The sequence below is a fragment of the Falsirhodobacter halotolerans genome, from assembly GCF_022899245.1.
GTDB lineage: Bacteria > Pseudomonadota > Alphaproteobacteria > Rhodobacterales > Rhodobacteraceae > Falsirhodobacter > Falsirhodobacter halotolerans.
Map to the genome: position 1 here is coordinate 42,501 of NZ_JALJAZ010000001.1, position 23,238 is coordinate 65,738.

16 protein-coding genes, 1 tRNA gene and 2 rRNA genes (1 of these 19 cut by a window edge) are annotated in these 23,238 nt (G+C 62.4%); 11 read left to right on the plus strand and 8 right to left on the minus strand.

All coding sequences use genetic code 11. The features are described from left to right. The 4 genes from MU449_RS00220 to MU449_RS00235 all read left to right on the plus strand — a co-directional run. Window positions 1-2,734, plus strand: a 23S ribosomal RNA gene (locus MU449_RS00220); it begins 130 nt to the left of the window's first position. A gap of 110 nt (window positions 2,735-2,844) precedes the next feature. Further along, window positions 2,845-2,959, plus strand: a 5S ribosomal RNA gene (gene rrf / locus MU449_RS00225). A gap of 76 nt (window positions 2,960-3,035) precedes the next feature. Then, window positions 3,036-3,112, plus strand: a tRNA-Met gene (locus tag MU449_RS00230). A 455-nt stretch (window positions 3,113-3,567) separates the two neighbouring features. Further along, complete coding sequence (locus tag MU449_RS00235) at window positions 3,568-4,737, plus strand: YbfB/YjiJ family MFS transporter (RefSeq protein WP_280517667.1); 1,170 nt, start codon at window positions 3,568-3,570, stop codon at window positions 4,735-4,737. Window positions 4,738-4,827: 90 nt separating this feature from the next. Here MU449_RS00235 and MU449_RS00240 read toward each other — a convergent pair whose 3' ends face one another. Then, window positions 4,828-5,715 (minus strand): LysR family transcriptional regulator, encoded by an 888-nt coding sequence (locus tag MU449_RS00240; protein WP_244735967.1) that lies wholly within the window; start codon window positions 5,713-5,715, stop codon window positions 4,828-4,830. A 237-nt stretch (window positions 5,716-5,952) separates the two neighbouring features. Here MU449_RS00240 and MU449_RS00245 point away from each other — a divergent pair, with 237 nt between their 5' ends. The 6 genes from MU449_RS00245 (at window position 5,953) to MU449_RS00270 (ending at window position 15,101) form a co-directional block, all read left to right on the plus strand. Next, window positions 5,953-6,942 carry a TRAP transporter substrate-binding protein gene (locus MU449_RS00245; RefSeq protein ID WP_244735968.1) on the plus strand — a complete coding sequence of 330 codons (990 nt, stop codon included), beginning with the start codon at window positions 5,953-5,955 and terminating at the stop codon, window positions 6,940-6,942. 75 nt (window positions 6,943-7,017) lie between these two features. After that, window positions 7,018-7,542 carry a TRAP transporter small permease gene (locus MU449_RS00250; protein WP_244735969.1) on the plus strand — a complete coding sequence of 175 codons (525 nt, stop codon included), beginning with the start codon at window positions 7,018-7,020 and terminating at the stop codon, window positions 7,540-7,542. Window positions 7,543-7,546: 4 nt separating this feature from the next. Then, the gene (locus MU449_RS00255) at window positions 7,547-8,851 is read left to right on the plus strand and encodes a TRAP transporter large permease (RefSeq protein ID WP_244735970.1); all 1,305 of its coding nucleotides are present in this window, start codon (window positions 7,547-7,549) and stop codon (window positions 8,849-8,851) included. An 81-nt stretch (window positions 8,852-8,932) separates the two neighbouring features. Continuing rightward, window positions 8,933-11,278: a molybdopterin-dependent oxidoreductase gene (locus MU449_RS00260; RefSeq protein WP_244735971.1), complete on the plus strand. Its 2,346-nt coding sequence runs from the start codon at window positions 8,933-8,935 to the stop codon at window positions 11,276-11,278. Between the two features lie 49 nt (window positions 11,279-11,327). Next, window positions 11,328-13,403, plus strand: a complete 2,076-nt coding sequence (locus MU449_RS00265; protein WP_244735972.1) for a hydantoinase/oxoprolinase family protein — start codon at window positions 11,328-11,330, stop codon at window positions 13,401-13,403. Between the two features lie 3 nt (window positions 13,404-13,406). Beyond that, a complete protein-coding gene (locus MU449_RS00270) occupies window positions 13,407-15,101 on the plus strand; it encodes a hydantoinase B/oxoprolinase family protein (RefSeq protein ID WP_244735973.1) in 1,695 nt (564 codons plus the stop codon). Window positions 15,102-15,231: 130 nt separating this feature from the next. Here MU449_RS00270 and MU449_RS00275 read toward each other — a convergent pair whose 3' ends face one another. From MU449_RS00275 to MU449_RS00290, 4 genes are all read right to left on the minus strand, one after another. Next, window positions 15,232-15,705: a hypothetical protein gene (locus MU449_RS00275; protein WP_244735974.1), complete on the minus strand. Its 474-nt coding sequence runs from the start codon at window positions 15,703-15,705 to the stop codon at window positions 15,232-15,234. Beyond that, entirely contained in the window at window positions 15,695-17,425 is a 1,731-nt protein-coding gene (locus MU449_RS00280; RefSeq protein WP_244735975.1) for a YadA C-terminal domain-containing protein, read from the minus strand. The genes MU449_RS00275 and MU449_RS00280 overlap by 11 nt, the downstream gene beginning before the upstream one ends. Before the next feature lie 437 nt (window positions 17,426-17,862). Further along, entirely contained in the window at window positions 17,863-18,549 is a 687-nt protein-coding gene (locus tag MU449_RS00285) for a transporter substrate-binding domain-containing protein (RefSeq protein ID WP_280517668.1), read from the minus strand. A 204-nt stretch (window positions 18,550-18,753) separates the two neighbouring features. Further along, window positions 18,754-19,338 (minus strand): TetR/AcrR family transcriptional regulator, encoded by a 585-nt coding sequence (locus MU449_RS00290; protein ID WP_244735977.1) that lies wholly within the window; start codon window positions 19,336-19,338, stop codon window positions 18,754-18,756. A gap of 84 nt (window positions 19,339-19,422) precedes the next feature. Here MU449_RS00290 and MU449_RS00295 point away from each other — a divergent pair, with 84 nt between their 5' ends. Beyond that, window positions 19,423-20,211 (plus strand): SDR family oxidoreductase, encoded by a 789-nt coding sequence (locus tag MU449_RS00295; protein WP_244735978.1) that lies wholly within the window; start codon window positions 19,423-19,425, stop codon window positions 20,209-20,211. 446 nt (window positions 20,212-20,657) lie between these two features. Here the strand turns inward: MU449_RS00295 and MU449_RS00300 are convergent, their stop codons facing one another. Genes MU449_RS00300 through MU449_RS00310 form a run of 3 tightly spaced genes read right to left on the minus strand, consistent with a single transcriptional unit; the run spans window position 20,658 to window position 23,196 of the window. Further along, complete coding sequence (locus MU449_RS00300) at window positions 20,658-21,830, minus strand: acetyl-CoA C-acetyltransferase (protein ID WP_244735979.1); 1,173 nt, start codon at window positions 21,828-21,830, stop codon at window positions 20,658-20,660. Beyond that, window positions 21,827-22,483: a 3-oxoacid CoA-transferase subunit B gene (locus tag MU449_RS00305; protein WP_244735980.1), complete on the minus strand. Its 657-nt coding sequence runs from the start codon at window positions 22,481-22,483 to the stop codon at window positions 21,827-21,829. The genes MU449_RS00300 and MU449_RS00305 overlap by 4 nt, the downstream gene beginning before the upstream one ends. Further along, on the minus strand, window positions 22,483-23,196 hold the full coding sequence (locus tag MU449_RS00310; protein WP_244735981.1) for a CoA transferase subunit A: 714 nt from the start codon (window positions 23,194-23,196) through the stop codon (window positions 22,483-22,485). Before MU449_RS00310 ends, MU449_RS00305 begins: the two co-directional genes overlap by 1 nt. Window positions 23,197-23,238 lie beyond the last annotated feature (42 nt).

A 23,238-nucleotide genomic window follows, 5' to 3' on the forward strand; every position in this document is an offset into this window, starting at 1 on the left:
ACCTGACAGTTTGTCATTGTCACCTTGGTGATCAATGGCGGGTTGAGCCAGGTACTTTTATCCTGAATACATAGGGATATTAGAGCGAACCCGGGGAACTGAAACATCTAAGTACCCGGAGGAAAGGACATCAATAGAGACTCCGTTAGTAGTGGCGAGCGAACGCGGACCAGCCGAGCCTTGAGGATGACTGGAATGCGCTGGAAAGCGCAGCGATACAGGGTGACAGCCCCGTACAGGAAGTCTGATGGGACGTATTAAGTAGGGCGGGACACGTGAAATCCTGTCTGAAGACCGGGGGACCACCCCCGAAGGCTAAGTACTCCTTACTGACCGATAGCGAACCAGTACCGTGAGGGAAAGGTGAAAAGCACCCCGACGAGGGGAGTGAAACAGTACCTGAAACCGGACGCCTACAAGCAGTCGGAGGGACATCAGTCCTGACGGCGTACCTTTTGTATAATGGGTCAACGACTTGGTCTTACGAGCAAGCTTAAGCCGCTAGGTGAAGGCGCAGCGAAAGCGAGTCTTAAAAGGGCGCATGAGTTCGTGGGATCAGACCCGAAACCAGGTGATCTAGCCATGTGCAGGATGAAGGTACGGTAACACGTACTGGAGGTCCGAACCAACACCCGTTGAAAAGGGTCTGGATGACGTGTGGCTAGGGGTGAAAGGCCAATCAAACCTGGAGATAGCTGGTTCTCCGCGAAAGCTATTTAGGTAGCGCCTCGGACGAATACCTGCGGGGGTAGAGCACTGCATGGATGATGGGGGCCCACAGCCTTACTGAGTCTAAGCAAACTCCGAATACCGCAGAGTACTATCCGGGAGACACACGGCGGGTGCTAACGTCCGTCGTGAAGAGGGAAACAACCCTGACCTGCAGCTAAGGCCCCTAATTCGTGGCTAAGTGGGAAAGCATGTGGGACGGCCAAAACAACCAGGAGGTTGGCTTAGAAGCAGCCATCCTTTAAAGATAGCGTAACAGCTCACTGGTCTAGATAAGCTGTCCTGCGGCGAAGATGTAACGGGGCTCAAGCCACGAGCCGAAGCTCAGGATGCATAGCGATATGCGTGGTAGCGGAGCGTTCTGTGATATAGAACGCTGTCTGTTCTGTTTAAGCGGGTCGCCGCGCTCAAGTAGCGTAGCGGTAGCGCAAAGCAGTGAAGACAATGTTCTGTCTGTGAAGCCGGGCCGGAAGGCATCCGGTGGAGAGATCAGAAGTGAGAATGTTGACATGAGTAGCGACAAACAGGGTGAGAGACCCTGTCGCCGAAAGTCCAAGGGTTCCTGCTTAAAGCTAATCTGAGCAGGGTAAGCCGGCCCCTAAGGCGAGGCCGAAAGGCGTAGTCGATGGGAACCAGGTTAATATTCCTGGGCCGTGAGATGGTGACGGATCCCGAGTGTAGTTTGCCCTTATCGGATTGGGTGAGCTGCTTAGGGGTTCCTGGAAATAGCCTCTCTATAAGACCGTACCCGAAACCGACACAGGTGGACTGGTAGAGAATACCAAGGCGCTTGAGAGAACCACATCAAAGGAACTCGGCAAAATGCCTCCGTAAGTTCGCGAGAAGGAGGCCCCACTTGCAGGCAACTGTGGGTGGGGGGCACAAACTAGGGGGTGGCGACTGTTTACTTAAAACACAGGGCTCTGCGAAGTCGCAAGACGACGTATAGGGTCTGACGCCTGCCCGGTGCCGGAAGGTTAAAAGGAGGGGTGCAAGCTCCGAATTGAAGCCCCGGTAAACGGCGGCCGTAACTATAACGGTCCTAAGGTAGCGAAATTCCTTGTCGGGTAAGTTCCGACCTGCACGAATGGCGTAACGATCTCCCCGCTGTCTCTGATGTGGACTCAGCGAAATTGAACTGTGTGTCAAGATGCACACTTCCCGCGGTTAGACGGAAAGACCCCATGAACCTTTACTATAGCTTCGCACTGGCATCAGGATTGTGATGTGCAGGATAGGTGGTAGGCATCGAAGCGGGGACGCCAGTCCTCGTGGAGCCATCCTTGAGATACCACCCTTCGCACTCTTGATGTCTAACCGCGGCCCGTTATCCGGGTCCGGGACCCTGCGTGGTGGGTAGTTTGACTGGGGCGGTCGCCTCCTAAAGTGTAACGGAGGCGCGCGAAGGTTGGCTCAGACCGGTCGGAAATCGGTCGTTGAGTGCAATGGCAGAAGCCAGCCTGACTGCAAGACTGACAAGTCGAGCAGAGACGAAAGTCGGCCATAGTGATCCGGTGGTCCCAAGTGGGAGGGCCATCGCTCAACGGATAAAAGGTACTCTGGGGATAACAGGCTGATGATGCCCAAGAGTCCATATCGACGGCATCGTTTGGCACCTCGATGTCGGCTCATCTCATCCTGGGGCTGGAGCAGGTCCCAAGGGTATGGCTGTTCGCCATTTAAAGAGGTACGTGAGCTGGGTTTAGAACGTCGTGAGACAGTTCGGTCCCTATCTGCCGTGGGTGTAGGAGACTTGAGAAGAGTTGCCCCTAGTACGAGAGGACCGGGGTGAACGAACCACTGGTGGACCAGTTATCGTGCCAACGGTAGTGCTGGGTAGCTATGTTCGGACAGGATAACCGCTGAAGGCATCTAAGCGGGAAGCCCCCTTCAAAACAAGGTCTCCCTTGAGGGCCGTGGAAGACCACCACGTCGATAGGCCAGAGGTGTAAGTGCAGCAATGCATTCAGCTGACTGGTACTAATTGCCCGATAGGCTTGATTTGATCCGGAAAAAGCCGGACCAAAAGCAACCACGACTTGAACACAGGATCAAAACGATCCCTGATGTTGTAAAACCCTCCCGGCAAACATGCCGGGACGGGGTCTTCCTCGGTTTGGTGGTCATAGCACGAGCAAAACACCCGATCCCATCCCGAACTCGGCCGTTAAGTGCCGTCGCGCCAATGGTACTGCGTCTCAAGACGTGGGAGAGTAGGTCACCGCCAAACCTAGAAAGACCCCATACTCTCAAACGATAATCCCTCTCTCGACACAAAAGTAGCGCTCCCACAAAAGCGCAACTCCCGCGGGATGGAGCAGCCCGGTAGCTCGTCAGGCTCATAACCTGAAGGTCGTAGGTTCAAATCCTACTCCCGCAACCATCGTTTCCGACTCATCGTCACAACCAACCCCGGCCAAACGCCGGGGCTTTTGGCATTTGGACGATCCGCCCTTTACCTGAACCCGGACCTGGGGCCCGGGAAGCGCGCCGTCTTCCGCCAGACGCAGAATCCCCGCCAGATCGCCCACCAATTCCATCCGGTGGCCTCCAGGTGCCCCGGTCTCCGGGATCATCCGCACCTCGGAGATGAGGCCGCGCAAGATCTCCGTCGCCTCGCGCTTCATCCCCGGCGCCTGAAGCGCTTCCGACAGACGGGCGATCTCGGACCGATACCGAACGCCGAGGCTCGGATGCAGACGCAGGGCAGGGGGCTTGGCCCGAAGACGGCAGCCACAAGGTTCAATTGAGTGGGAAATCGGACGCGTGGCGGTTCATGAACGTATTTCGTCCCGTCGCCGAATTGTCGTCCAGCCTTTGGCTTGTTATCGGGTGATGATGGATCACGCCTCACCCTCCAGCCGGATCATCGTTGCCGGCACCTGCGGCCTTATCTTGACGGTCGGGCTTGCGCGTTTTGCCTATACGCCAATGCTTCCCCTGATGCAGACCCAACTTGGCCTCAATGCCGCGACGGGGGGCATGATGGCCACCTTCAACTATGCGGGCTATTTGTCGGCGATCCTGATCGTCACCATGGTGGGTGATCCGGCTCTGCGGCTTTGGCTGTATCGCGCGGGATTGGTCGCGGGGTTGGTGGGCACTCTGGGCATGGGATTAACCACATCGCCCGCTTTGTGGATGGCGCTGCGCTTTCTTGGCGGGCTGGGTGCAGCCGCCGGAATGTTGCTGGGGGCGGGAATGGTGCTTTCATGGCTGATCGCCGAAGGGCGTAGGCCGCAGCTTGGTCTCCACTTCATAGGAATGGGGCTGGGGATCACCATTTCGGGCCTTTTCGTCATGGCAACTGCCTCATGGCTGACTTGGGCCGAACAGTGGATCGCGATGGGGATATTTGGGGCGGCGCTGCTTGTCCCGGCATGGATATGGCTACCATCGCCGCCCGCAACGCCCGCGCCGCCGGTGGCCAAAAAGGCGCGCGGGGTGGTCAAATCGCGCACACGGCCCCTGCAGTTTCTGGCCCTCGCCTATTGCGGTGCGGGTGTGGGCTATGTCGTCAGTGCGACCTTTTTGGTGGTCGTCACGGAAAGCCACCCTGCACTGGCGGGCAAAGGGACGTTGGTCTGGATCATCGCGGGAATCGCGGCAACGCCAGCCACGCTGGTTTGGGACCGTGTGGTCCGACGCATCGGGGACGTGTCTGCCTTGCTCTGCGCCTATGGGCTGCAGATTCTGTCTCTGCTGCTGTCGCTCCTGCCCTCACTGGCGGCGGCGATCGCCGGTGCCGTCCTGTTCGGCATGACCTTCATCGGCATCGTTTCGATGACCCTTGCCTTGGCAGGTCGACTTACGCCCGCGGCCCCGTCGCGGGCCATGGCGCAGATGACGCTGTCCTACGGGATCGCGCAGGTCACCGCGCCGGTGATCGTGGGTCTGGCTGCTGACAAGGGCGGCGGCTATGCCACCGGGCTTTGGATGGCCGTCGTGGCGATGGCGGTCGGCGTCGTGTTTCTTCTGGCCTATCACCGCGGAGTGCGACGGGCGTGAACGTGCGGGGTGACTGGCCTTCACAGCGTCTGATCGAATGGGGACATTGATCCGGTTTTCGTGGACCCGAAGGGGGTGGATGGGTCGCGCTCAGGCGGACCAATTGACAAGCTGTGCGCCGACCTCGGCCGCCGCCGAAATGACCGGATCGTAACTCGACCGCATATACGAGGCGGTGAAGCCGAGTGGCGGCGGGGTCCAGTCGGTGTCGATTTCGCAGACGCTGCCATGGCGCAGCGCGTCCTCGACAAAGTATCGCGGCAACCCGGCGACACCGATCCCGCTCTGCGCCATTTTCAAGCAGGCGCCGATCGTGTTCGAAGGCACGATTTTTGCCCGAAGCTGCTCGTGCCTGGAGAAGCGCTCAACAATGGCGATATGTGGTTTGCTTCCCTCACCGGGTGTGAAGATTGTCAGGCTGGACAGTTCTTCCAGCGTCGTGACCGGCATGATTTCGGACACAAGGCCCGGTGCCGCGACCCAACAGAAGTCCACGGTGCCGATGTCCAAATTCACCGCGTCAAGATCGACGATGGGCCCGTTCATGAAGGCGAGGTCCAGATCGCGCGCAAGGATGCGTTCCTCAAGCACAAGCGAGCGGTTGACCTCAAGTTCAAGCCGCACATTGGGATACCGCCGTTCCATCTCCTTCAGGAACAGGGGCAGCCAGCTGTGCGCGACCATCTCGGCCACGCCCAAACGCAGGACGGATTGCCCCTGCGTCCCACCGGCATCCAGAAACGCGGCGTAGGCCTTCATGACGTATTCGGCATGGGGGACCAGCCCCCGGCCCTCACGGGTCAGCTGAACGCCGCCCGTCGACCGTTCGAACAGCGTCTGGCCCAAAGAGTGTTCCAAATGCAAGATCCGGCTGGAGATGTTGGGCTGCGTCGTGTGCATCATATCAGCGACGCGCCGGAAGTTCCCGACGGCGGCAAGGCGAAGGAACGTCTCGATCTGCTTGAGCGAAGCTTGCAAGGCGTATCTCCCGTCCATTTTTGCAAACTGCCCGCGGGTCAGGCTCTGTTTGTCGGTCAAGTCGGCAACAGGTCATAATTTCATCAATGACCCAAGCGCCCGTTGATAAGATTTATCGATCAAGGCGACAGTTACAAACAATTTCTCAGATGGTGCCAGATCGCGCCACAGTCGGCGCAAGAGATGACGTCGTGAAGCGATCCCGGGGGCCCGGGACCGATAAAAAGGAGAGGTGAGATGATGAGAGCTGCTCGCACCCTCGCGGTCACGTTCTGCGCCGCGATGGCTTTTGCGCCCGCGGCCATGGCGGAAACCGTCTGGACGATGCCTTCCGGCTTGCCCGAAAGCAATTTCTTCACCAAGAACATCCGCATGTTCATTGAAGAGGTCGACGCGGCGACGGGGGGCGAACTGAAAATCGACCTGCGCCCGAACAACGAATTGATGAAGCTCGACATGATCAAGCGTGGGGTCCAGTCCGGCTCGGTCCCGATCGGTGAAATTCGTCTGGGCGTCTATGGAAACGAAGATCAGATGAACCTGCTTTCGGGTGTTCCGAACCTGGCAAGCGATTATGACCAGGCGCAAAAGCTCATGGATGCGCAGATGCCGTATTTCGACAAGGTGTATGGCGAAAACGGGATGATGGTTCTCAGCTATGCACCATGGCCGGGGCAGGGCTTCTTCACCAAGATGCCAGTGGACGGGCCGGAGGATCTCGCGGGGCTTCGCGTCCGGGTTTATTCAGCATCGACCGAGGAAATGGCCGGCCTGTTGGACATGCGCCCGACGATCCTGCCCTTTGCCGAAGTGCCGCAGGCCTTTTCGACGGGCCTCATCGACTCTCTCTTCACCTCCGCGCAGACGGGTGAGGACATTCAGGTCTGGGACTATGTCGACCACTACGTCTATACCGGGTCCATGCATCCCAAGAATGCCATCATCGTCAACCGCCGGGCGTTCGACCGTCTGGACGAAGGGATGCAGACCGCGCTTGTGGAGGCCGGTCGCCGCGCCACCGAACGTTCGTTCACGATGAGCCGGGATGCCAATGAGGCGACACTGGCCGCGCTTCAAGCCCATGGCATCACGGTGACCGAGGGGTCGGAAGCCCTGCAATCCCGCCTGAGCGAGATCGGTGCCACCATGCTTGAGGAATGGGCAAGCAGCGCCAATCCCGAACAACAGGCCGTGCTGGATGCCTATGAGGCTGCGCGCGGCAACTGACCCCACCTTACGGGCACCGCCTGTGCCCGTTCCTTTCGATACTGTCCCCCCAGGGTCCATGCACGGGATGTCCGGATGATGGAAAAATGTCTTGATGGCCTTTACGCGCTTTGTGGATATCTGGCGGCGTTCTTTCTTGCCATGATCGCGGTTCTGACGGCGGTGCAGATCGTCGCGCGGCAGTTCGGTTGGGCGCTGGAGACGGTGGAGCTTTCCGGCTTTTGTCTGGCGGCGTCGACCTTTTTTGCCCTGGCCCATACGCTGGTGCGGGGCGATCATATCCGGGTCGGGTTCGCCGAAAACTCGACCCGACGCTGGCTGGTGCGGGGATCTGACCTGTGGGCCTGCGCCGCCAGCTTCGTCGTGGTCGCCTATTGCGCCTGGCACATGATCAGATTCACCTTGGAAAGTCATGCCTATGGCGATCTGTCGCCCGGGTTGATGGCGATACCGATGTGGATTCCCCAATGCGCCGTGGCGTTCGGACTGGTTGTCCTGGCGGTTGCGCTGTTGCATCAGATCGTGCGGCTGATCGGGGGACGAAACACCCAATTCGAAGACGCCCGGCACCGGAACGCCGCCGGCATCAGCCCCGAGTAAGGTCATGGATCCCGTCTTCACCTCAATGATCGCCCTGGGCGCGGCCATGATCGTGCTGCTGATCAGCGGCGTCTGGATCGCCATCGCGCTGCTGAGCGTGGGGATCCTGACATTCCTGCTTTTCACCCATGCGGACCCCGCCCTTCTGGTGCCGTCGACCCTGTGGGACGCAAGCTGGAACTGGGCATTGACCGCCTTGCCGCTTTTCATCTGGATGGGGGAGATCCTGTCCCGGTCGGGCCTGTCGGCGAACCTGTTCGGCGGTCTTGCCCCCTGGTTGCGCCGTTGGCCCGGCGGGTTGATGCATGTGAACGTCGTGGGCTGCGGCATCATGGCGGCGGTCGCGGGGTCCTCGGCGGTCACCACGGCCACGGTCGGCCGGATGAGTATTCCCGAACTGACCCGCCGCGGGTATGACCGCGACATGATGATCGGCTCGCTTGCCGGGGCGGGAACCTTCGGGCTTCTGATCCCGCCGTCGATCATCATGATCGTCTATGGCGTTCTGGCGCAGCAATCGGTGGCACGGCTGTTTATCGCGGGCATCCTGCCGGGGCTTTGTCTCGTCGTGCTGTTCTCAAGCTATATCGCCCTGTGGGCGCGGTTCAACCGGTCCAAGGCGCCTGTGCCCGAACCGGCCATGTCATTCCGCGAGAAGCTTTCGGCTTCGCGAGAGCTGACCCCTGTTTTGCTGTTAATCGTCGCGGTCATCGCCTCGATCTATGGTGGCCTTGCCACCGCGACCGAGGCGGCGACCATCGGCATCCTCGGGGCGCTCGGTCTGGCGGCCCTGAACCGCAGCCTCGATCGCCGCATGTTTCTTGACAGTCTGATGGCGGCGACCCGCCTGTCCTGCATGATCGCCTTGGTGATCTCGGCGGCATCCGTGCTGTCGGTCGCGGTGGGATTTGCGGATATTCCGCGCACTTTGGCCGGATGGGTCGAAGGGATCGAACTGTCGCGGCTGGGGTTGATCCTTGCCTTGACGATCTTCTTCCTGATCTTGGGCTGCTTTCTCGAAGGTGTCTCGATCCTCGTGCTGTCTTCCGCTGTCGTGCTGCCGATGGTCGACGCGGCGGGGATCGACCTTTTGTGGTTCGGCATCTACATCGTGATCGTGATCGAATGCGCACAGATCACCCCGCCGCTCGGGTTCAACCTGATCGTCCTGAAGTCGATGACGGGCCGTAGCATCTGGGAGATCACCCGCGCGACGCTGCCCTTCCTGATTCTGTTGCTGGTCATGATCGCGCTGATCGTTGCCTTTCCCCAAATCGTGACCGCTCTGCCCCAGATGATGTCGAACTGAGATCTTAGGGACGTGTCGTCCCGGCCCATGTCCCATGCCTCTTCCCGGACGGGGGGGCGGCCTCCAACTGCCCGAGATGTCATGCTCAAACGCGCTGCCAATCCCGTCGTTGCCACCCATTGGGGCCTTTACCGGGCCGAAATGGACGGCAACCGGCCCCAGGCTCTGGTCCCCATTGCCGCCGATCCCGATCCCTCACCGTTGAGCGAGGCGATGATCGCCGCGCTTGACGCGCCGTCACGGATTCGGCGTCCAGCTGTGCGGCAGGGGTTTTTGCGTCGGATCGAACGGGGTGGCCCCCCCGGAAGCCCCAATGCGCGCGGTCAAGAACCTTTCGTCGAACTGCCATGGGACGAGGCGCTGGATATCGCCGCCGCCGAGCTTGGGCGCGTGCGCGCCGCCTATGGCAACGGGGCGATCTATGGTGGCTCATACGGCTGGGGGTCGGCGGGTCGCTTCCACCATGCGCAAAGCCAGGTGCATCGCTTTCTCAACAGCATCGGCGGCTACACCCGGTCGGTGCAAAATTACAGCTTTGCCGCGGCCAGCGCGATCGTCCCGCGTATTCTTGGAACGCATGACGGTCTTGTGGAGGGCCATACAAGCTGGGCCCGCATTGCGGAACATACGGAAACCGTCTTGATGTTCGGCGGCGTTCCACGACGCAACGCCCAAGTCTCGTCCGGGGGAGTTGGGAGGCATATCGTCGAAGAACACCTTAAGGCGCTGCGCCAGCGGGGGGCGCGGTTGATTTCCGCGTCGCCGGTGCGGAGTGATACCGAAGGCGGGGGTGTGGAATGGCTGCCGGTTCGCCCCGGAACGGACACAGCACTGATGCTCGGCATGGCCCATGTGCTGATCGAGGACGGTCTTGTTGACCGCGATTTCCTGGACAGGTGCACGACCGGATACGAGGTGCTTCGGGATTACGTCATGGGGTGTTCGGGGGGACCCGCGCGAACGCCCCAATGGGCCGAAGCGATCTGCGGCGTTCGCGCGGACCGGATGCGGGACCTCGCCCGCCACCTTTCGGCCACGCGAAGCTTCATCATGGTCGCCTGGTCGCTGCAACGCGCCGACCATGGCGAACAACCCTATTGGATGGCGATGGCGCTGGCGGCGATGCTGGGGCAGGTCGGTCTGCCCGGGGGCGGGTTCGGATACGGGTATGCCTCGGCCAACGGGATCGGCCAGGCGCCGATGCCATTTCGCTTTCCCGCCCTGTCGCAGCTTGCGAACGGAGTCGACGATTACATCCCCGTGGCCCGCATCACCGACGCCTTGGAAACGCCCGGCGGCGCGTATCACTTCGACGGTCAACGGCGGACCTATCCCGATATTCGGCTGGTCTATTGGGCAGGGGGCAACCCGTTTCACCACCACCAGGATCTGAACCGGCTGCGCCGGGCCTGGCAACGGCCCGAAACCGTGATCGTGCACGAGGGGTGGTGGAACCCGCTGGCCCGGCATGCCGATATCGTCTTTCCCGTGACCACCCCGCTGGAACGCAACGACATCGCGGCGTCGGCGCGCGATCACTTCATCGCCGCATCGCATGCTGTGGCCACCCCGGCCCATGAGGCGCGCAACGATTACGACATTTTCTCCGCCCTCGCCGCACGCCTTGGGGCCGAACAGGACTTCACCGCCGGGCGGGATGAGGAGGCGTGGCTGCGTCACCTATATGCCGAAGCGGGGGAACGGGCGTCAGCGGTGGGCATCACACTGCCGCCGTTTGATGCCTTCTGGAAGGACGGCATCCTCATGATCGACCCCGCGCCGTCCGAATACACACGCGATCTTCTGGCCGATTTTCGTGCGGACCCGGAGGGCGCGCCGCTGCAGACACCCTCGGGCCGGCTTGAGATTTTCTCAAAAACCATCGCGGATTTCGGCTATGACGATTGCCCCGGGCATCCCGCATGGCTGGCGCCGAAGGAATGGCTGGGTGCGCCGATGGCGGCGACCTATGGCCTGCATCTTCTGTCAAACCAGCCGCGTCACCGCCTGCACAGTCAATACGACATGGCCGGTCCCTCTGTGGCGGCGAAACGTCATGGGCGGGAAACGATCTGGTTGCATCCGATCGACGCGGCCAGCCGCGGGCTGGCCGAGGGGGCTCCGGTCCGGGTCTTCAACGACCGCGGGGCGTGCTTGGCAATTCTGGCCATGGACGACGCGATGCTGCCCGGCGTTGCGGTGTTGCCGACCGGCGCGTGGTATGACCCGGTCCCCTCCGGGGCGGGGGACGCGGATGCACCGCTGGAGGTTCATGGAAATCCCAATGTGCTGACCGCCGATCGCGGGACGTCGAAATTGGCGCAAGGATGTTCCGCGCAATCCTGTCTTGTCGAGGTGGAACCGTGGCGGCGTCCGTTGCCACCGGTCCGCGCCTTCTTGCCACCGGACTTCGTTCCCCGCGCCTGACACCCCGTCATGGCCCCGCGCGGGGCCATACCCAAAAGAGAGTTCAAGGATGACCGAAGCCACCCTCAGCGCCGATATCGGCGGAACGTTCACAGATGTGGTCCTGGATATGGGCGGCACCTTGTTCAGCACGAAGGTGCTGACCAATTATGCCGCGCCCGATCAGGCCATCATCGACGGGATGCGCCGGGTGTGCGACCAGGCCGGGATCGCGCCCGGACAGATTGGCCGTGTCATCCATGGCACCACATTGGCGACGAATGCGCTGATCGAACGGCGCGGCGCCCGCACGGCCTTCGTCACCACACAGGGATTTCGCGACACCGTCGAGATGCGCACCGAAAGCCGCTTTGAGCAATATGACCTGAACCTTGTCCTGCCGACCCCTCTGATCGCCCGCAACCACCGCTTTACGCTGGCCGAACGCATCGATGCCACGGGCAGGGTTCTTCTGGCGTTGGACGAGGCTGAGGTCGAGGCGCTTGGGCGGGCGATCGGGGCGGGGAATTATGAAAGCGTCGCGGTCGGGTTGATTCATTCCTATGCCAATCCGGCCCATGAACGCCGTGTGCGCGACATCCTCACCGCGATCTGCCCCGGCGTTTCGGTGTCGATCAGTGCCGATGTCTCGCCCCTGATGCGCGAATATGAACGGTTCAACACCGTGATCGCAAACGCTTATGTCCGGCCGATGATGGAGCGTTACCTAAATGCCTTACAGCATCAGTTGGTCACGGCGGGTGCGGAATGTCCGATCTTTCTGATGCATTCGGGCGGCGGCGTCATCTCGCTTCGCGATGCGGCGGCCTTTCCCGTCCGGCTGATGGAATCCGGCCCCGCCGGAGGGGCGATGTTTGCCGCATACACGGCGGCCAGCCACGGATGCGCGCGGGTTCTGGCCTTCGACATGGGCGGCACGACCGCGAAAATCTGCCTGATCCGCGACCATACACCCAAGACTGCCCAAGTCTTCGAGGTGGCCCGAACCTATCGTTTCAAGAAGGGCTCCGGGATGCCGATTTCGATCCCGGTGATCGACATGGTGGAAATCGGCGCCGGGGGCGGTTCCCTTGCCACCGTCGACGACATGCGCCAGATCCGCGTCGGCCCGGAAAGCGCGGGGTCGGAGCCCGGACCCGCCTGCTATGGCCGCGGCGGCCTGCGCCCGGCGGTGACGGATGCCGATCTGGTGCTGGGGCGGCTTGATCCCGAAAACTTCGCCGGCGGCACCATGACGCTTTCGACCGAGGCATCGGCCCGCGCGATCACCGCCGAGGTGGGGGAACGGCTGGACCTCGACGCGACGATGGCCGCCTTCGGAATCTCGGACATCGTGGACGAGAACATGGCCAGCGCGGCCCGCGTCCACGCGGTTGAGAACGGCGAAGATCTGGGGGACTACACCATGATCGCGTCGGGGGGTGCGGCCCCGCTGCATGCGGGCCGTTTGTGCGAAAAACTCGGCATCCAACGATTGATCGTGCCGCCCTCGGCGGGGGTCGGATCGGCGGTGGGCTTCCTGCGCGCCCCCTTCGCCTTCGAAAGCACCCGCAGCCTGTTCATGCGGCTGGACGCGTTCGACACGCAGATCGTGCGCGATCTTCTTGCCAGCCTTGCGGCAGACGCCACGTCGTTCGTGCGCAGCTGCGACACGACCTTGCCCATCGCGTGTGAAACCCGCGTCTTCATGCGGTATGCCGGGCAGGGATGGGAAATTCCCGTCAGCCTCGATCAGGCCGATATCGCGACGATCGACGCGGCCACCTTGCAACGCCTGTTCGAGACGGAATACGCCAAGCTGTTCTCGCGCATAATCGAAGGAATGCCGATCGAAATCACCGTCTGGGCGGTGAACGCCACGACCCCGCGCGTGCGCCCCGAACCCGTCGATCCGCTGGGGACGGTGGTTCAGGCCAGGCCCCAATCCCACCGCCCGGTGTTCGACGCGGGGCTGGAGCGTTTCGTCGATGCGGCGGTCATCGCCCGCGCGACCTTCTTGCCCGGGCAACAGATCGCGGGGCCCTGCGTCATCCACGAAAATGAAACCACCATCATCGTTCCGGCCAGCCGGGTCGCGAATTGCCGGTCCGACGGCGCCATTGAAATCGTCCCGCACGGAGCCTGATCCATGACACAGCTTTCGACCGTCACCCTTCAGGTGTTGTGGAACCGCCTGATCTCCATCGTCGAGGAACAGGCGCAGGCGCTTGTGCGGACGGCCTTCTCCACCTCGGTCCGTGAGGCGGGCGACCTGTCGGCGGGGGTTTACAACCGCGCGGGTCTGATGCTGGCCCAGGCGGTGACCGGCACCCCCGGCCATGTGAACGCCATGGCCGATGCCGTCGCGCATTTTATCGACGCGATCGGCGCGGACCGCATTGCGCCGGGTGATATCTACATCACCAACGATCCATGGAAGGGGACCGGTCATCTTCACGACATCACCGTTGTCACGCCGGTTTTCCATGACGAGGCGCATATCGGCTTTTTCGCCTGCACGGCGCATGTCGTCGATATCGGGGGCCGGGTCTTCGGTGCGGATGCGAACTCCGTCTATGAGGAAGGACTGTATATCCCGATCACCCGCTTTGCGGATGCGGGGCGCATCAACGACACGTTGCTGCAGATTGTGCGCGCGAACGTCCGAGAACCCGATCAGGTCGTGGGCGACATCTATGCGCTGGCTACATGCAACGATGTGGGTGTGACGCGTCTACGCGACACCTTGCAGGAATTCCGCCTGTCGGATCTGGACGAGATCGCCGAGTTCATCTTCGGCAACTCTCGCAGTGCCACGTTGGAGAGGATCGCGGCCCTGACACCCGGAAGCGCCGCGGGGGAGATGCGGATCGACGGCTTCGCGCAGCCCATCGATCTGGTCTGCCGTCTGCACATCCTGAGCGACCGGATAAAGGTCGATTTCGCCGGCACCTCGGGGGTGGATGCCAAAGGCATCAACGTGCCGCTCGTCTATACCAAGGCCTATGCCTGCTATGCGCTCAAATGCGCCGTCGCGCCCGAGATACCGAACAACGCCGCATCCCTGGCCCCGTTCGAGATCACCGCCCCCGAGCATAGCATCGTCAACGCATCCTTTCCGGCGCCGGTGGCCTTGCGCCATGTCATAGGGCACATGATCCCCGACACCGTTTACAACGCGCTGGACAAGCTGTTGCCGCAGGTTGTCCCCGCCGAAGGGGCCAGCGCCCTTTGCAACTTTCAGCTCAGCCTTCGCCCCGCAAGCGAGGCGGCCCGGCAGAACGGGGCGCGCCGGGCGGAGATACTGATGTTCAATTCGGGCGGCGCTGGGGCCCGACCGACGCTGGATGGGATGAGCACCACCTCTTTCCCCTCGGGGGTGATGACGATGCCCGTGGAAGCGACCGAGCAGAGCGGGCCGGTGGTGATCTGGCGCAAGGAACTGCGGCCCGATTCCGGGGGTGCCGGAACTTATCGTGGGGGGCTGGGACAGGTGATCGAGCTCAGTGCCGCGGCCGGGCATGTCTTCGACATCTCCCTGATGCTGGACCGGGTAAAACATCCCGCGCGCGGACGGGCCGGGGGCGGCGATGGAGCGTCGACCTGTGTGACGCTGGCCGACGGCACGGTCCTGCAAGGCAAGGGGCGGCAGTTCGTGGGTGCCGGACAGAAGCTGAAAATGGAGCTTCCGGGCGGTGCCGGATACGGCCCGGTTGCAGAACGGGCGGCGCAGGCCGTGCAACAGGATCTAAGGCTCGGCTATATTTCAGAGGCGGCCGCTCGCGACAATTACGGCCTTGCCGAGGACCAAATCCGCTGGGCACAGGATACGGAAGAGTCGTGATTTGTCGCCGATAAGGGCCGGTCGCCGTGAGAGTGAGGGCTGACAGGAAGACCGCGGGACGGGGTCCGCGACGTGTCGCTGCGGGCCTTCATGTGGACATGATCCCGGTGCGACTTGGCGGGACGCGAGGTCATTCCGGCCCGATCGCGTCGAAGGCCCCAACGGAAATTCCCGTCAGCAGCCACCGGCTTCCCTCCTGGGCAAAGGTCAGGTCGAAGCTGACATGGTCGGGCTGCAACGGGAAATAACCTGTCAGCCGCATCTGGTCCTGCCCCTCGGTCAGTTGGGCGTTCAGGATCACGGGATCGGTGACAAGGACACGCGTCAGGTCCAGACGTTCGGCCCGCAGCTGAACGAACAGGCCTGCAAGTCGCGTCGGGTCGTTCGCCGCCGCGAAATCCGCCGCCGCATAATCGCGCACGACGGTGTAATTGCCCGTCCAGTTGCCGTGGTTCACCGCCGCCAGCACGTCGCGGATCAGCGCCGTCGCGAAGCTGCGTTCGACCATCTTCTCTTGCGCGGTGACGGAAATCGGCGAAAAGGCAAGGGCGGCAGCAAGGGCCGCCGCGTGCAGCGGCCCTTTCCGACAGGTCTTACCACGCATATGTCATCCCGATGCGCCCGCCCACCTGGTTACGATCCGTACCATAGCTGATGCCCGCGTCGAATTGCACGTTTTCATTCGTGCGGAAGCCCATGGATACGGCGACCGCCGACGACCCTTCGAAATGCCCAAGGGCCGACGACACCGCGAAGGTGGCATCGGCGGGCACATAGGGCGCGTCCATCGCCATCGCCATCGCGATCCCTTCTTTGTTGTTCTGGATTTCGCGCGCGTTGCGATCCACCTGATTGCTTAGCGAGGACATGCGCGACCCGATGGAGCGGTCGACCGCGAGATTGCCGCTGGCATCAGAGGTGACGTAACCCACCTCGCCCGACTGGGCGTCGCGGCTGGCCTGGCTTGCGATGCCCGTCGCGGTATAGGTGTTGCTTGCGTTGCCCAGAACGAACTGGTTGTCGCGTGTGGCCGTGGCGCCGTTGCCGATCGCGGCGGAGTTCGCACCCGATGCGCTGGCAAGGTTCCCGAAGCTAAGCGAATTGGCGCCGGACGCGACGGCACCTTCACCGACCGCGGTGGATCGCACACCTGTCGCCTGCGCCAGATGGCCGAAGGCCTGCGCCCGCTCGGCGGTCGCCATCGACTGCCATCCGATGGCCGTCGCCCCCGCACCCATCGCCACGGATTCCCCACCGATCGCGGTGGTGGAGTTTCCGATCGCCTGCGAGGTATCGCCCAAGGCCAGCGCATCCGTGCCTGCGGCGATGCTTTCATTTCCGATGGCGGTGGACAGATCGGTTTGCGCATCGGCATTCTCACCGATGGCCAAGGACCGCACGCCCTGCGCGGTGGCAAGGTGCCCGAACGCCTGCGCGCGTTCCGCCGTCGCCATGGATTGCCAGCCGATGGCCGTCGTGCCTGCGCCCACCGCCACGGATTCCCCGCCTATGGCCGTGGTGGAATTGCCGTTGGCCAAAGACGTGTCGCCGATCGCCAGCGCGTCCGTGCCCGCCGCGATGCTTTCATTGCCGATGGCCGTGGACAGATCGCTTTGCGCATCGGCATTCTCGCCGATGGCCATGGACCGAATGCCCTGCGCGGTTGCAAGATGCCCGAACGCCTGCGCCCGTTCCCCGATGGCGACCGACTGCCAGCCGATGGCCGTCGTCCCCGCGCCGTTGGCTACAGCCTCGCCGCCAAGCACGGTCGAGGAATTGCCGACCGACGACGCGCCTGCCCCGATGGCAATGGAATCTTCGCCCGACGCGGAGGCGCCCGCATCCTGACCGCCCGCATTGTTGCCGCCGACCGCGATGGCGCCATAGCCCGACGCGACGGCATCCTCCCCCGCCGCGATGGATTGATCGCCCGACGCGGTCGTCTGATGGCCAAGGGCCGTGCCGAAGGCGCCCGTCGCCTCGGCCTGCCAGCCGATGGCGGTGTTGCCCGGGGCGGTTGCGACGCTTTCGCCACCCACGGCGGTGGTGGAGTTTCCGTTGGCCACAGCCGTGTCTCCCACGGCCAGGGCATCGACCCCGTTCGCGGTGGCGTTGCTGCCGATCGCAGTCGCGTTCGCCGATTGCGCCGACGCCCCGACGCCGCATTCCAGCGCCGTGCCGTCCAATCCGACGGGTGTGTTGCACGAGGGGGTGTCGTCGGCAAATGCGAAGCTCGCGCTGCCAAGAATCGTGGCAAGCGTCAGCGCCGGACGGAGAAAGAAAATATTCCGGGCCGCAGGCTTTGTGTCAGGCAGGTCGGTCATGATCATGTCCTTTGTGAAAATCCGGGCCGGACGCCAAGCGCCGACAGTTCCACGACACCCCAGATGCCGTTCCGGATGCGCGCGGCAAAAATTTTTGTGATCGGGTTTGGCTGGCGGCTTGCGTGGACGCGACATGCGGGGCCGAGTGACGCGCGGGCGACACGGCTGGAGGACCTGTCTTACAGATCGGATTAAGCGGGAACGGGCGTTGGCGTCCACCTTCCGCATGTTCCCAAGGCATTCTACCGGGGGTGACGGTATCGTCGGGTTTTGGCTGGGTGATCGTCGCCTTTGGGGTGTTTGGCGATCATTTGCTCTGTCCGATGAAGGGCACGGCAAACGATCGGGACGCGTGCCGTCCGAGGCCTGCCATGCGTCGCTTCGGCTTTCGAACCGAACCCTTGGTCAAGACCGGCGGGCAAGTCCCCGCCGCTTCGTCACGGCAGGCTGCGGATCGGCTCTACCGGGGCGGGGGAATAGCCGACCAGTTCCGACGTCAGTCGAGCATAGGTGCCATCTGCGATGATGTCGGCCAGCGCCTTGTTCACGGCGGCGGTCAGATTGGGTTTTCCCATCTTGATCGCAAAGCCTTTCTGGACGGTGCTGACAGGCTCTTCCAGCATCACCAGGGGCAGGTTCGAGGTCTTGATGGCATGTCCTGCGGCGACCGCATCCGTGATGATGGCATCGACATTGCCGTTGGCCAAATCCTGCATGGCGTCGGATTCGGCCTTGTAGGCTTTGACATTGCCACCAAGCTCTTCACCGATCTTGGTCCAGTTCGACGCGACCAGCCCCCCGACGTTCCGGCCGTTCACATCGGCCGGTACCTTGATGTCGCTGTCGTCGAGCACAACGACACGTCCGCCGGACTCGAGCCAGCCATCGGCGAATGTCACTTTCTGCTGCCGCTCCGGCGTGATGTCCATGGCCACGCTGATGATGTCGTATTGGTCGGCCTCCAGACCGATCAACACGCTTTCCCATCTTACCAGCACCGGCTCGTATTCCAAGCCAAGCCGCTTGGCGATTTCGCCCATCACGCGGATCTCGAGCCCGTCGAGCTGGCCATACGGCGCGCGCATCGAAAAGGGCGGGTACCGCCGGTGGGCGCTGGAGGCCAGAGACCGGGGTGGCGATCACGTCCTGCGCGATTATCTCGTTCAACCGTCCCTTTTCGGCGCTGCAGAGCCATGAGATCAAGTTTCCCTCGGACGCCGGTTTTTGCGAAGCGTCCGGGCGCGAATAACGAGTCAACTGCGTCCGGATATTATCAGAAGCCAGTCACCCGAGCGGAAGTTCAGTCCAAAGCGCTTGCCTCGATCCTGCTAGATTGACGATCGTGTTATTGCCGATGCCCCAATCGCTGCGATGTAGGCGTTGCACATCACCAGCAATTGCGACCGAATGGCCTCTGTTTCGGCCTCCGTTAAATTACGCTCAAACACATAGCGCACAGTGCCGAAGATGGTGGCAAGTAGCGTTAGCGTGACAGTCGGCAGGTCAGGAAACGTGGAGCACGGGGTGGTTGCCAGCATCGCGGTGCTTGCCGCGTCCGTTCGCCGCATGAACGAAGCAATCAGCGCCTCGTTGTCGAGTTCCGCAATCGAGCGATAGAGCGCACGGGTTTCCTCCGGGCGCGCCATCTTGGCATCCCAGTAGGTCGTCACCAGCGCCTTGATCATGGTATCAATGGACGCGCCATGATGCGCCTTGCATGCGCGCTCGACCTTCTCCGCAATGTCGTCGAGGTAGCGACCGTTGATCGCGTAGAACAACGCCTGCTTGTTTGGGTAATACTGATACAGGGTGCCCACGGACACTCCAGCGCGCTCTGCGACCCGGGTGGTGGTGAGACGATAGGGACCGTCGAGCAATAAAACCTGAATGGTCGCTTCGAATATGGCGTCCAACGTAGCGGACGCACGCCTCTGACGCGGGGTTTTCCGGGCACTTAGATGAGTTGGCGAAGCGTCTGCCATAAGCGAATCCACAAAATGAAGTATCCTTCATATACTGGATCTGTCGATTTTGAAGTCAAAGAGAGCCGCATTATGGTGGGTGAAAAACGTATCGCATTTGTCACGGGTGCAAATAGGGGGATCGGTCTCGAAATCGCCCAACAACTCGGGCAAGCTGGTGTCTGCGTCATCATCGGCGCGCGCGATTCCCGACGCGCCAAGGTGGCAGCCGCTAAGTTGTGTGCCGCCGGTTTCGATGCGAAATCGGTGGTGCTCGACCTAACTGACCCAGCCGGGATCGCAGCGGCGGCCGAGATGATTCGAGTGGAGTACGGCCGGCTCGACATCCTTATCAACAATGCGGGTATCGTCGATGCACATGACGGGCCACCGACCACGGGGACCGCAGACGCGGCGCGGCGAATTATAGAGACCAACTTCATCGGGACGTTGGTCGTGACGCAAGCCATGCTGCCGCTGTTGAGGCAAGCACCGGCGGCGCGCATCGTCAACGTGTCGAGTTCCCTGGGCTCACTGACCCTAAACGGCGATCCCACCTCAAAATTCTATAATGCCCGGCTGATCGGGTACAACGCGTCCAAAGCGGCATTGAACATGCTTACCGTACAACTTGCCGAAGAGTTGCGTGGGACGCGGATCATCGTGAATTCGGTCAGCCCCGGCTACGTGAAGACGGACCTGAACGACCACAAGGGCGTCTTGTCCGTAGGGGAGGGGGCGAAAATTCCCGTTAAATACGCACTGCTCGGAGACGATCCTGTTTCTGGCCGTTTTGTGGAAGGAGATGAAGCAGTCCCCTGGTAAAGCCACAACGGCCTTAACGGCTGTCCAGTCTCGCAACGCTTGCAGTGCTGCACTGCCGTCAGACCGCCTCCTCATCCGTGCCGACAACGCCCCGGAGTTCATCGTCCAATCCGTTCGGGACTGGATCAGCGCCATCGAGGCGAAAACGGCTTGCATCGGGTCCCGATTGACGCGGGAGAACGGATACCTTCAACACCCATTTCCGCGATGAGATGCTGAACGGGGAGATCTTCTACATCCCCCGTAGGCATAGACTCAGATCGGGCAAGGGAGAAGGCACCCTTATACGAAATGGTCCCACAGCGCATTGCTCTATCGCCCACCGGCTCCGGACACCATCGTCGAGTTGGTCCATATACCGGGCGTGCACGGGCGTTGAAAACGGGCCAAGTTCCTCGGGCCAAGATCGGTCCGGTCCGCAAGCTCCGAAGCACTTCCTTCGCCGCCTATCTTTCGACGCAGAGGGTCATGCCCATACCGCCGCCGATGCACAAGGTGGCCAGTCCGCGTTTCAGATCGTTGCGTTGCAGGTCGTGCAGGAGGGTGACCAGAATGCGGGCCCCCGACGCGCCGATCGGATGGCCAAGGGCGATGGCCCCGCCATTCACGTTCACGATCTTCGGGTTCCAGCCCATTCCTGCGTTGACGGCGCAGGCCTGTGCGGCAAACGCCTCGTTGGCCTCCACCCGATCCAGATCGTCGATCGTCCAACCCGCCTTCGTCAGCGCCGCCTTGGAGGCGGGGATCGGCCCCGTGCCCATCATCGCGGGATCGACCCCCGCAGTGGCCCAGCTGGCAATACGGGCCAGCGGGGTCAGACCCCGCCGCGCGGCCTCGGCCTCATGCATCAGGACCACGGCCGCCGCCCCGTCGTTCAGGCCCGAGGCGTTGCCCGCCGTGACGGTGCCGTTCGCATCGAACGCGGGCCGCAGCTTGCCCAAGGCGTCTGCGCTGGTCTCCGGGCGCAGATGGTCGTCGGCATCCACCACAGCGGTGCCCTTGCGGCCTTCGATGTGGACGGCGGCGATCTCGTCGCGAAAGCGGCCGGCGGCTTGCGCATCGGCGGCGCGTCTTTGGCTGGTCAGGGCGAAGGCGTCCTGCGTCGCGCGGTCCAGACCGAACTGCCGCGCGACGTTTTCCGCCGTGATGCCCATATGATAACCGCCGAACGCGTCCATCAGCCCGTCGGCCACCATCGTATCCACAAGGCTGACATTGCCCATTTTCGTGCCCGTGCGCAGCATCTGGCAATGTGGGGCGCGCGACATGGATTCCTGCCCCCCCGCCACGACGACCGACGCATCGCCGAAGGCGATCTGTTGCAGGCCCAAGGCCACGGCGCGCAGCCCCGAGCCGCACACCTGATTGATACCGAAGGCCGTCGCGGTGTCGGGAATGCCCGCCTTAATTGCGGCCTGCCGCGCGGGGTTCTGTCCGGCCCCCGCCGTCAGAACCTGCCCAAGGATGACCTCGTTCACCTCACTCGGGTCCACCGTCGCGCGCCGCAGGGCGGCCTTGATCGCGGTGGCCCCCAGGTCATGCGCGGGAACGGCGGCCAGGGGGCCGAGAAAGCTGCCGACCGGCGTGCGCGCGGCGCCGACGATGACGATGGCCGTCATGCCGCCGCTCCCGACAGATCGACGGTGAAGCGCGCCTCGGTCCGGGCGGCGACCTCGTCCACCGTGACGCCGTCCGCAAGCTCGATCAGGCGCATGTCCGCAGGTCCGCGCCGGGCGATGGAAAAGACGCCAAGATCGGTGATGACCAGATCGGCCACCCGTTTCCCGGTCAGGGGCAGGGTGCATTCGGTCAAGAGCTTTGCCTGATCCCTGGCGCTGTGTTCCATCACCACGACGACGCGCTTGACCCCGGCCACCAGATCCATGGCCCCCCCCATGCCCTTGACCATCTTGCCCGGTATCATCCAGTTCGCCAGATCGCCGCCTTCGGACACCTGCATCGCGCCAAGGATGGACAGGTCGATATGCCCGCCCCGGATCATGCCAAAACTGTCGGCGCTGGAAAAGAAACTGGTCTGGGGCAGGGCGGTGATGGTCTGCTTGCCCGCATTGATCAGGTCGGCATCCTCGGCACCGTCGAAGGGAAAGGGGCCCATGCCCAACATCCCGTTTTCGCTTTGCAGGCGGACGTCCATGCCATCGGGGATGAAGTTGGCCACAAGGGTGGGAATGCCGATCCCAAGGTTGACATAGAAGCCGTCCTGCAATTCACGGGCGGCGCGGGCCGCCATCTGGTCGCGTGTCCAGGGCATCAGGCCACCTCCGCCGGGCGCGGTCGCACGGTGCGCTGTTCGATGCGTTTTTCGGAATTCGGCACATGCACGATGCGATCCACGAAGATGCCGGGCGTGTGGATGTGATCGGGGTCGAGATCGCCTGTGGGCACAAGATGCTCCACCTCGGCGATCGTGATCGTTCCGGCCGTCGCCATCATCGGGTTGAAGTTTCGCGCCGTCATCCGATAGACGAGGTTGCCCTCCGCATCCCCCTTCCAGGCGTGAACAAGGCTCAGATCCGCGACCAATCCGGTTTCCATGACATGATCCTCGCCGTGAAACGCGCGCACCTCCTTGCCCTCGGCGATGAGGGTGCCGACGCCGGTCTTGGTGAAAAAGGCGGGAATGCCCGCCCCGCCCGCGCGGATGCGCTCGGCCAGCGTGCCCTGCGGATTGAATTCCAGCTCCAGATCCCCCGACAGGTATTGTTCGGCGAACAGCTTGTTTTCACCGACATAGGACGAGATCATCTTGGCGATCTGCCGTGTCGCCAAAAGCCGCCCAAGACCGAACCCGTCGACCCCGGCATTGTTGGAGATCACGGTCAGATCCCGCGCGCCCGACCTTTCGATCCCTTCGATCAGGGATTGCGGAATGCCGCACAGGCCAAACCCCCCGGACATGATCGTCATTCCGTCGCGCAGCACCCCCTCCAGGGCCTCCGCCACGGTCGCATGAACCTTGCGCATGAATTCCTCCCCTCCCGATACCCCGAAACCCTACGGCTTGCC

What these genes read in the sequence shown, in the direction of transcription:
- MU449_RS00235 (WP_280517667.1), top strand. Translation starts at nt 3,568, where the DNA reads ATGGATCACGCCTCACCCTCCAGCCGGATCATCGTTGCCGGCACCTGC.
- MU449_RS00245 (WP_244735968.1), top strand. Translation starts at nt 5,953, where the DNA reads ATGATGAGAGCTGCTCGCACCCTCGCGGTCACGTTCTGCGCCGCGATG.
- MU449_RS00250 (WP_244735969.1), top strand. Translation starts at nt 7,018, where the DNA reads ATGATGGAAAAATGTCTTGATGGCCTTTACGCGCTTTGTGGATATCTG.
- MU449_RS00255 (WP_244735970.1), top strand. Translation starts at nt 7,547, where the DNA reads ATGGATCCCGTCTTCACCTCAATGATCGCCCTGGGCGCGGCCATGATC.
- MU449_RS00260 (WP_244735971.1), top strand. Translation starts at nt 8,933, where the DNA reads ATGCTCAAACGCGCTGCCAATCCCGTCGTTGCCACCCATTGGGGCCTT.
- MU449_RS00265 (WP_244735972.1), top strand. Translation starts at nt 11,328, where the DNA reads ATGACCGAAGCCACCCTCAGCGCCGATATCGGCGGAACGTTCACAGAT.
- MU449_RS00270 (WP_244735973.1), top strand. Translation starts at nt 13,407, where the DNA reads ATGACACAGCTTTCGACCGTCACCCTTCAGGTGTTGTGGAACCGCCTG.
- MU449_RS00275 (WP_244735974.1), bottom strand. Translation starts at nt 15,705, where the DNA reads ATGCGTGGTAAGACCTGTCGGAAAGGGCCGCTGCACGCGGCGGCCCTT.
- MU449_RS00280 (WP_244735975.1), bottom strand. Translation starts at nt 17,425, where the DNA reads ATGACCGACCTGCCTGACACAAAGCCTGCGGCCCGGAATATTTTCTTT.
- MU449_RS00295 (WP_244735978.1), top strand. Translation starts at nt 19,423, where the DNA reads ATGAAGTATCCTTCATATACTGGATCTGTCGATTTTGAAGTCAAAGAG.
- MU449_RS00300 (WP_244735979.1), bottom strand. Translation starts at nt 21,830, where the DNA reads ATGACGGCCATCGTCATCGTCGGCGCCGCGCGCACGCCGGTCGGCAGC.
- MU449_RS00305 (WP_244735980.1), bottom strand. Translation starts at nt 22,483, where the DNA reads ATGCCCTGGACACGCGACCAGATGGCGGCCCGCGCCGCCCGTGAATTG.
- MU449_RS00310 (WP_244735981.1), bottom strand. Translation starts at nt 23,196, where the DNA reads ATGCGCAAGGTTCATGCGACCGTGGCGGAGGCCCTGGAGGGGGTGCTG.